The organism is Gordonia sp. (in: high G+C Gram-positive bacteria), from assembly GCF_020438995.1.
Classification (GTDB): domain Bacteria; phylum Actinomycetota; class Actinomycetes; order Mycobacteriales; family Mycobacteriaceae; genus Gordonia.
In genome coordinates this window covers 1-9,609 of sequence record NZ_JAGQTN010000072.1, presented here as the reverse complement: position 1 = coordinate 9,609, position 9,609 = coordinate 1, and the positions used below count along the sequence as shown (strand labels likewise).

Below are 9,609 nucleotides of genomic sequence, written 5' to 3'. Positions count from 1 at the left end.
TGGCCTCGATGGCCAGGTCTCCCGCCGTGGCGGGTGTTGGGATCGTGTCATTTGTCATGACGACAACCATGCGCGGCACCGCTGTCATGGGCCTTACACCGGCTTACGTCGCCCTTGCGTGCATCTGCGGCGCCCTACATGCCGGAATATCGGCTGTAGCCAAGTACGACGACGCGCTGGTGGAGCTGGTCGCCTGGTACTTCACGGAGGGGACAACCGGGATACGTCCCGGCCGGAAAGCCCCGACCGTAGGTATCTACCAGTCCGCCACGGCGAACCTAGACAACTGCGCCCGTATCCGGGCGGCGCTTACCCGCCTGTTCGGTCCGGCGTCGGACCGGCTGGATAAGGGCGGCCGGTACGCGACCGCTGAGACCGTACGACGTTGCGCGCAGGCGCGGGAGCTTCGCGCTGGCGGTGTGTCTGTGCGGGAAATCTCGGAGAGAGTCGGCGTGTCCGTCGTGCAGGTCGGCAAGTACCTGCGCCAAGATCCGAAGACGCGGGACAATGTCCCGCGTTGGCGGGAGATCGAACGCGGGGCCGGGTCTGAGGGCATGGTCGTGTTCAAGCTCAACGCTGCCGCTGCGGAGATCATCGTGGAGCATGCGCCTGGCCGGATCGTCCCCACGTCGTTCATCGATGACCTCACGCACGCGCAGCTACTACTTTTCGTTGAGACGGCTGTCCGCGGCGACGGACACATGATGCAAGGCCGCAATCCTGTACTCGGGCAGAAAGATCCCGCCATGCTCGATGCATTCGAGCATGCCTGCCTGTTGCTCGGATACGCAACCAGCCGAACATCGGTCAAAGTTCAGGGATTCCAAGAGCACGTCCAGCACAGGATCACTGTGTCTACGCGCGGAGCGGGATACCGGCCGCGAGCAAACACGATGAGCGTTGTGAACTACACGGGGACCGTCTGGTGCCCGACTGCGGCCGACACCCACACGATGTTGATGCGTCGCAACGGCCGGGTTGCCTACACAGGGAACAGTGCCTGGGAAATTGGCGAATCGGAGGTCAAGTTTGGTGTGGTGCCGGTTGTTTCGGCGATCGCTGATGCTCTCACTGTCGGCCTGCTGCGGCCGCTGCTCGACGAGCAGAACGTGCCGGACGCCGCCGAATATCAGGTGTGGTTCGACACCACCGAACTCCTGATCCGTCCCGATCGGTCCAAGGATTCGCAGGCCCTGTTCGACAAGCATCTGGTGTCGGCGGCGGTGGTGCGCCGCGAGAACGGGTTCGGCGATGATGACGCCCCCGACGAGAAGGAAACCGAACGGACGTTGCTGCTGGAGCTGCTGAAGTTGCGGACTGATCTGGCGCCGAAGATTCTTCCGGCGCTCGGGATCACCCTGGACCTCGGCGACGACGGCAAGGGCGGCGGGCAGGGGGAGGCGGCGCAGGACGAACCCGCCGCGACCGAACCGGCACCCGAGGCCGCACCGGAGGGGAAGAAAGGTCAAGCACCGCCACCGGACAACTCCCCACCGACCCCGGAGTGGGCGCAATGAGCGACCGCTACGTCGACGGCGTGTTCCTCGCGGCCGACCTTGCAGTGCGCCTGACGATCGAGTCCGCGGCCCGCACCATCCGCAACCACCGCGGTCGGGTCGAACGGGCCCGCTACCAGGGGGTGGCCGATGATCGGCTACATCTGGTGCTCGACCCGCCACCCACCCAGGCCGAGGTCGACCGGTGGGCGGCGGTGTTCCGGCGGTGGTGGGGTCTGCCATCGGTGCTCGACGACCACGACATCGAGCACCTCGACCAGGTGATGCTGGCATGCCACACCTACGTGTGCGATCTGCTGCTGCGGCAGGCCGTCCACGATCCGGCTGCGTTGCGTGCCTATCTTGAGCAGGTGCAGGTTGTCTCCGCAGCCGCCGATTGAGCTGTTGCGGATGGCCGCCGAGAAACGTCTCGCGCGGGCGGAGGAGCGTGTGGAGGCGGCGGTGGTCACCGCCATGCGGGACTGGCTGGCCGCGGTGCGTGTGCTGATTCTCGCCGAGGTCATGGCCTCTACCAGCGAAGGTGACAAACAGCGCAAACAGTTTCAGGTGAATGTCACATCGGCCGGCTACCCCGACCACCCGTCGCGCGCCGTCGACGCAGCGTCGGCGGCCTACAACGACTGGCGGCGGTCCGCTGCCAACAACGTGCTTCCCGCGGTGTCCATCGCGTACGGGGAGGCGTTCGCCGCGATCCACAAATCGACCCCAGGCAGCTCGTATCGGCCGCAGCAGGAATACCTGGCGACCGTGTCCGACCGGCTACGCATCTGGCCGGAGGGCGCGTTCGAGGAACTTCGCCCGGAGCTGCTGGAAGCGTTGTCGGAGTCGGAGACGATCGAGGAGGTCACCGACCGCGTCGGCCGCGTCCTGAATATCGACGCCGGCACCCGAGCCCTGCGCGCCGAGATCGGCGAGGTCGACAGGAAGCTCGCCGACCCGGACCTGCCGGCGTGGCGGCGTGAATCGTTGACTGCCCGCCGGAGGTCGTTGTGGCGGGCGCATGATGAGTCGTTGTCGGAGTGGCGGTGGAAAGCCCGCCGGATCGCCCGCACCGAGACGCACGGGGCGGTCAACTCGGGACAGTTGGCGGCGGCGATCGAGATGGAAGCGGCGACCGGCGACACCTACTACAAGCGCTGGTTGGCCACCGAGGACACCAGGACGAGGGCCGCGCACAGGGTCGCTGACGGGCAGACGGTGCCGTTGCGTGGGAAGTTCCGCGTCGGGGGGTGGCTGCTCGATTTTCCCGGCGACCCGGTAGGCCCAGGGCATCTTTCGATCAACTGCCGGTGCACGATGATCCTGTACGACGCTGATGCGGTGCAGGACGCCCTGCAAGGCCCGGACGGCAGCCTAGGCGAAATCCGTCCTGGCGGTGTACGTCTGGGGACCGATGACGCGGACAAGGCCGCTGAGGCGATCCGGAAGGTCGCTGAGGATGAGCAGCGTGCGTTGCCGGCGAACCCGGAGGATCGGGGCGAGGATCATGGGCAGCCGGCGCCGCCTCCTGATCCGGTGGTGGAGTTGACCGATGAGCGGGAAGCCCCGGTTGCGCCACGCCTGGATGACTTCTCGCGGTACTCCGATGATGAGTTGTTGGAGGCGTTGGGCCGCAGTGTGTTCGCCGACGACCCAGAACTGTATGAGGCGTTGAATCGGGAGTGGGATCGGCGGTCGGTGCTCACTGAACCGGTCACTGAATCCACTGACGACCTCACTGAATCGACTGAGGATGTCACTGAGGTTGATCCGGAGATGGTCGCGTTGCTCGGTGATCTCGACGACGACGACCTGCGGGAGATGATCGAGGACGCCCGCGAGGTCGGGGACACCGATCTGCTGGAGGTGCTGCAGGCTGAACGGAATCGGCGTCGTGGCCTCACCGCGGGCGGGAAACGGCGTCGGGCGTTGAAGCCGAAGGGGTTCGGGACGCCGGCGTGGCGCGAGGAGCAGCACCTGCCAGACGCACTGTGGTGAATACTGGGACGTAAGTAGCGCGTTGCTGGCGGGTGGGGCCGGACGCAACCCCTTTGAGGTTGCCCAGGAGCCCCCCGTGAACGCTGTTCTCGATGCCATCACCGCAGCCGGCGTGGTGTATGACCGCCACGATTTCGCAGATCCGCATCTGTCAGGGCCGACCGCGTTGACGGTCACCGCCGACGGGCGGGTGTTCGGGCATCTGGCGACGTGGGGCACCTGCCATATCGGGTACGGCGGGCAGTGTGTGCAGCCACCGTCGTCGTCGACGGGATACAAGTACTTCCATCAGGGTGTGGTGACCACCGCTGACGGTGATCTGCCTGTCGGCACCCTCACCCTCGGCACCGGTCACGCACCGATCAGTCGGGACATTGACGCGAATACCGCAGCCGCGCATTACGACAACACCGGTACCGGGGTGGCGGCGGTGCGGGCTGGTGAGGACGCGCACGGCATTTGGCTGTCCGGCCGCCTGGTGCCCGGCACCCCGCAGGACCGGATCGACGAGTTGCGGCGCGCCGGGGTGTCCGGTGATTGGCGCACCATCAACGGGACGATGGAGTTGGTGGCGGCGCTCGCGGTGAATGTGCCCGGGTTCCCGGTGCCGCGGACCGAGCAGTTGGTGGCGGCCGGTGGTGTGGGGGCGTTGGTGGCGGCGGGGGTGGTGGTGCCACCCGATCCCACTCAGATGCCGCAGACCCCGGCCGAGTTGGAGGCGTTCGTCGCGGCCGCTGCCGACCGGCGCACGCGCGCGGTCCTCGCCCGTGCACGGCTGTCCGAGGTCGCTGACCAGGCCCGGTCGCAGCGGCGGGCCCGGGCGGTGGGGCGCCTGGATGCGGTGGTGGCGTCGGCGGTCGCTGATCGGCGGGTGCGGGCCACCGGGCGGCTGACTGTGGCGTTGTCGGCCGCAGGGGAGCGGCGCGCGAAAACTGAGGCCGGCGCGAAACGGTACGGGGTGTCGGTCGGTGACCTGATCCGCGCGGACCTGACGAAGGTGAAGGCGCGGCTCGACCGGGCAGGGAAGGACGCCGGGCGGGCGGCCGATGACGTGCGTGAGCGGGCCGGGCAGTATGCGGAGGCCGCGGGCCGGGACGTGGCGAAGGCTGTGGCCGGGCCGAAACCGGGCGGGTCTGGTGAGGACAAGCCGAAGGCCGCGGCGAAGGCGGAGGTCGTCGACACCGACACACCGACCCGTACCGCCGGCGAACCCGGTGATCGGCTCGACGAGGACCAGCTCCCGGCGAAGGGCGCCGGTGGCGGGAAGATCGTGGATTACGCCAACGGTAAAGCGCTGTATGACGACGGGACGATGACCGACGGCGCCAAGTGGTATCGGGTCGCTGATGATGTGGTGGCGCGCGCGAAGGCGCAGAAGGCTGCCCGGCGGGTGAAGGCGCGGACAGCGGCGGCGATCGGGGCGGTGATCGCGTCGGCGTCGGTGGTGGTGTCCACGGCGCGGGAGGCTGCGTTGCATGGCCGTCCGGTGGGGTCGCTGATCCTGGTGGGGCCGGTGGATTTGTCTGCGGCCGGGATCGACATGGATGCGTTGGTGGCGGCGGTGCGCAGGGTGCGGACGCCGGCGGGTGCGAAGAAGTACGGTTTGCCGATCGGGTCGCCGATTGTGGCGAAGGGGCATCCGAAGGGGAAGGGGCACGGTAAGCCGCTCAATATGTCCTCGTATGAGGATCACGAGTTGGTTGAGTTGCTGTCGAATTCGCATGTGCATGCGAAGAATGATGCGGCCTATGATGCGGCGCTCGCGGAATTGTCGAAACGTAAGGGTGCTAATTCTGAGATTGGGAAAGCGGTTGCGGCGCATAAGAAGATCAAGGACGCCCACGATGCGGACGTGATTGCGCACGGCAACCCGAAGGATGGGGTGCATCCGACACCGGCGTTGAAGAAGTCGGCTGCCGAGGTTGATGCTTCAAAGAGGGTGATCGAAGACCTGGTGCAACAGAAGGCCCCGGCTAAGGCGGTTCCGGCCAAGAAGGCGCCCACGAAGAAGGCGCCCGCACCCGCGGCGAAGAATGCCCCAGCGAAGAAGGTCGCCCCGGCCAAGGCCGCGCCCTCTGCTGCCCTGGACGAGGCGAAGACGCAGAAGGCATTCGAGGACGCGAAGGCTGCCCACGGTCAGGCGATCAATGACCAGCAGATAGCACAGGACCACCACACGGACATGGTCCACGAAGAGGACCAGGCGTGGTCGGCGCAGGGGAAAGCGGCCTCGGCGGTCAAGAAGGCAAAGCAAGCCACCGCTGCAGCAATGAATAAGCAAGGCACCAACTCGGCCGGGTACAAAGCAGCGAAGGCGAAAGAGGCCGCGGCCGTCAAGGAGTTAGTGAACGCGGAGGCCTCGCTTTCTGCGGCTATGAAGGATAAGGAGCAAGCGGCCGCCAACCTGAAGGCTGCGAACCAGAAGCTGTCCGCCGCGAAGAAGGCTCATGACGACGCGACCAGGGCGTTGGCCGCCCCCACACCCGCGGCCAAGCGTGCAGCCGCGAAGAAGGCTGACGACGAGTATCTCGATGCGGCCAAGGCGCACGAGGCTGCGGTAGCCGACAGGGACGCACTCTTCAAGCCGTATATAGACGCTTTCAAGACGGGAAGTAAAGCGTCACCGGACGAGAAGGCTGCGTTGAAGGCCGCATACAGGGCGGCCTTCAAGAATGCGGAGGCTGCCGAGGTGGAGATGCGGCAGCGGAAGGCAGCTGCGCACGTCGCCGAAGGCGATATGCGGGGTGTGACGACGTTCGGATCGGATGCGGAGGCCCGGGAGCACTTCTACGCCCAGCAGGGTGGCAGGAAGGGTAAGCCGGCTGATATTGCTGGCGAGTTCGCGGTCTATTCGACCGATTCGGGCTACCAGTCGGTGAATGCGGCGCTGCGTGCAACAGATGGTGACGCGTCGAAGATTCGTGATCCGCTCGTGGTCAAGAGCCACGACGGGCATACGTTCTCGTATTCCAACAAGCAGTATCAGGAACGGATTAAGCAACTGGATCAGGGTTTCGATGATGCGCCGCCTTTGGCTGATTCGGTGTTTTTGTCGCGCGGTACCCGGTGGCATGAGTTTTCGCAGTTGGGGATCACCGGACCGAATGATGACCTCTCACACCTGGTGGGCGCGAAGTGGACGAACCATGCGTACACGTCGACGTCGACGTCGGCCGATGCTGCGATGAACACCTCGGACTTCCCCGTACAGATTCGTATCATGGCGCCGGCGGGAACGAAGACGGTGTACATGGCCGGCGATGTGAACCACCAGGACCCCCTGTCGACTCTGCCGTCTGAGGAGGAGTCGTTGCTACCTCGGAACGCGACCTTCCAGATCACGAGGATCCGGAAGGTGAATGGGGTGTGGGAGGTGGACGCAGACTACCTGCCGTGACCGTTGTCAGAGCTATAGTGGAGTGATCTAAGGAGATGCGATGATCAGCGAAGACAAGCTCAGGGACCAGGCGCTCGGATATACGGTGATCCCCGGGTACGACAGCTGGCCCTACGAAGGTCCGGGCCGGTGGGCTGTCATAGATCCGGAGTTGGACCTGACGGTGTGGACCAACGACAAGACAGCGGTCGCTGTGATCGCTGTCTTGTCTTGCAACGAAATGAGGCCGCTACTCGATCGTCGCGACGAGTTGTATGCGGCCGGTAAGTCGGCTACCGAGGCGTTCGACATTCTTACCGAAGGCCTCGACATCGTCACCGGCGATTTGGCGAAGGCGCCGTTCAAGCCGGCGCACTTGAAATAGGTCATCGTGGGCTGCAATTGTGGTGGGTCGGCGCGGCGGATCATTGTGCATGAGTCGCATCGCCCGGACGGGACGGTGAAGCGGTTCCTGACCGAGGCCGAGGCCCGTCGGGACGCGTTGCAGCATGCCGGGCATTACGCCCAGATCACACAGGTGGCGAAGTAACTGGCACGGTTGGGGTTATCCTGGCCGTAGTAGATAGCTGCTGGCGGTTGGGGCCGGGCTGAGAGGTTTGATTCTCAGACTGGAGGCCCCGGTGGCTGATCTGGATTTGCAGGCCCTGCTCGATGTCGCGTCGGGGGACACCCCCGCGCAGCGGCAGGAAGCGGTTGTTGCCGCGCTGACCGAGGCCGGGGTGACCGGCGCCGATGTGGTGGCGTTGCTCGATGAGGTGGCCGACCGGTTCGGTGCGCTCGTCGCCGCCGAACCCGAGGACGCCGAATCGGTTCTCGGACTGGAACTTCTCGCTGACGTTGCTGATGCGGCGCAGCGGGTGCAGACCGATCTGGTGGCCGAGTCGGCGCGTGTGCGTGAGGTCCGCGACGATCTGGCGGCGCGGGTGCTGTCGGCAACCACCACCGCGGACCCCGAACCGGGCGCCGTCGAGGACCTCGACACTGAGGCGCCCGCCGAGGTGGTCGACACCGTCGACGACGAACCTGCCGCCGGAGTAGATGCTCCCGCTGAGCCCGAACCTGCCGCCACCGTCGACGCTCCCGCCGAGCCTGTCGCTGTCGCTGCCGCTGCGACCGGGCCGCGGCGCCGGTTCAATCTGGGGCGGATCGCGGCGAAAGCCCCTGCCCCGGTGCGCCCCGAGCAGCGGGGCCCGACGATCACCGCGGCCGGCAACCTTCACGACCATTCGGCCGGTGACCCGCTCACGGTGGAGGAGATGATCGCGTCGGCCGCCGACCGGCTCAACGCGATGCCGACCAGCCTGCGACTGCCCAACGGTGAGCTGGCCCCCCGCGCACACGGCGAAGAGGCGGTCACCATCCGTCACCGCATCGCCCAAATCCATCACAATTTTCCGTCGGAACTGGTCGCTTCGGGCAAGAACGATGACGACGTCATCGCGTACGCCGTCGATCAGTCCAACCTCCCCGGCGGTTCCCTCACCGCCGGCGGGTGGTGCGCACCGTCCGACCGGCTCTGGGATTTGCTGCCGTCACTGTCGACCGCAACCGAGGGCATGGTCAACGTCCCGGAGATCGCTGTCACCCACGGCGGCATCATCACGATGGGTGGCTTGAGCTTCCGCACCGTGTGGGCAGGTAACGCCGGCATCTTCCAGACCGAGGCCCAGGCCATCGCCAACACCGAGAAGGTGTTCTTCCGGCCGACCTGCCCCGGCGACACCGAGACCCGACTGGACGTCGTGTACTCGGGCATCGTGGTCGACAACCTGCAAGACCACGCGTTCCCGGCAACCACCAAGCAGGCTGTCGAGGAGGTGACTTCGGTGCACGCGCACCGCATCAACGCGTCCACGATCGCCCGAATGGTCGCGGCGTCGACACCGCACGACATGTCTGCGGCGGTCGGACCGTCAGCGACCGCGTCGGTGCTCAACGGACTGGAATTGGTCATCACCAACATGCGGTACGGGTTCCGCGCGCCGAAGGCGATGTGGATGGATGTGGTGATGCCCGATTGGGTGCATACGGTGCTGCGGTCGGATCTGGCGTTGCGGACCACAGCCGACGGCAACCCCAACCAGGTGTCCGACGCCCAGATCGACGCGTTCTTCGCGGTCCGCAAGGCGCGGGTGCAGTGGGTGTACGACTGGCAGGACGCGTTCACCGGCGTTCCCTCCGGATTCGGTGCGGTCACCCCGATCACCGCGTTCCCGACGACTGTGAATGCCCTGGTGTACCCGGCCGGCACGTTCGTGCGTGGCCGCGGCCCGATCGTCAACCTCGACTCGGTGTACGACTCGCAGAACACCAAGGTCAACGACTACCTGCGGCTGTTCATGGAGGAGAAGCTGCTCGTGCACAAGCGTGGCTACGAGTCGCTGAACGTGACCCTGCCGCTGGGTGTGCGTGGCGCGGCCGCGGCTGCGCAGGTGCTCGTCAACGGCGGCGTCCCCGCATAACCCCCCGACCAGGAAAGGGGGTTCGCGTGGCTCCGCTTCTCGTCCCGACACCGACCGTGGTCCCGCCCCGGTTCGGGCTGTTGTCGGTGGCCGACATCGTCCACGAACCGGACCTGCATTGGCAGAACGGCATCTGACGGGCCTGTCGCCGTGGGCCGCCACCTTCACCGGACGCCCAGGCGTTACTCTTGGTCCTTGGTGAGTCGCACATTCGTGTTCCTGAAGATTTCACCCAGACGTTACCGGTGGGGAGGCC

Annotated in this window: 6 protein-coding genes; all 6 read left to right on the top strand. The window is 66.1% G+C overall.

Annotated elements, in window-relative coordinates:
* Positions 1 to 1,517, top strand: a 1,517-nt coding sequence (locus KDB67_RS06380) for a hypothetical protein (RefSeq protein WP_291013818.1), incomplete at its 5' end; no start/stop codon positions are given.
* The gene (locus KDB67_RS06375) at positions 1,514 to 1,897 is read left to right on the top strand and encodes a hypothetical protein (protein ID WP_291013816.1); all 384 of its coding nucleotides are present in this window, start codon (positions 1,514 to 1,516) and stop codon (positions 1,895 to 1,897) included. The genes KDB67_RS06380 and KDB67_RS06375, both read left to right, overlap by 4 nt.
* A 10-nt stretch (positions 1,898 to 1,907) precedes the next feature.
* Complete coding sequence (locus KDB67_RS06370; protein WP_291013814.1) at positions 1,908 to 3,494, top strand: phage minor head protein; 1,587 nt, start codon at positions 1,908 to 1,910, stop codon at positions 3,492 to 3,494.
* A gap of 421 nt (positions 3,495 to 3,915) precedes the next feature.
* On the top strand, positions 3,916 to 6,891 hold the full coding sequence (locus KDB67_RS06365) for an ADP-ribosyltransferase (protein ID WP_291013812.1): 2,976 nt from the start codon (positions 3,916 to 3,918) through the stop codon (positions 6,889 to 6,891).
* Between the two features lie 40 nt (positions 6,892 to 6,931).
* A complete protein-coding gene (locus KDB67_RS06360; protein WP_291013809.1) occupies positions 6,932 to 7,255 on the top strand; it encodes a hypothetical protein in 324 nt (107 codons plus the stop codon).
* A gap of 256 nt (positions 7,256 to 7,511) precedes the next feature.
* The gene (locus KDB67_RS06355) at positions 7,512 to 9,353 is read left to right on the top strand and encodes a major capsid protein (RefSeq protein WP_291013806.1); all 1,842 of its coding nucleotides are present in this window, start codon (positions 7,512 to 7,514) and stop codon (positions 9,351 to 9,353) included.
* The last annotated feature ends 256 nt before the right edge of the window (positions 9,354 to 9,609 follow it).

Excerpts from the sequence above, each read along its gene's own strand:
- KDB67_RS06375 (WP_291013816.1), top strand. The coding sequence starts at position 1,514 with ATGAGCGACCGCTACGTCGACGGCGTGTTCCTCGCGGCCGACCTTGCA.
- KDB67_RS06370 (WP_291013814.1), top strand. The coding sequence starts at position 1,908 with ATGGCCGCCGAGAAACGTCTCGCGCGGGCGGAGGAGCGTGTGGAGGCG.
- KDB67_RS06360 (WP_291013809.1), top strand. The coding sequence starts at position 6,932 with ATGATCAGCGAAGACAAGCTCAGGGACCAGGCGCTCGGATATACGGTG.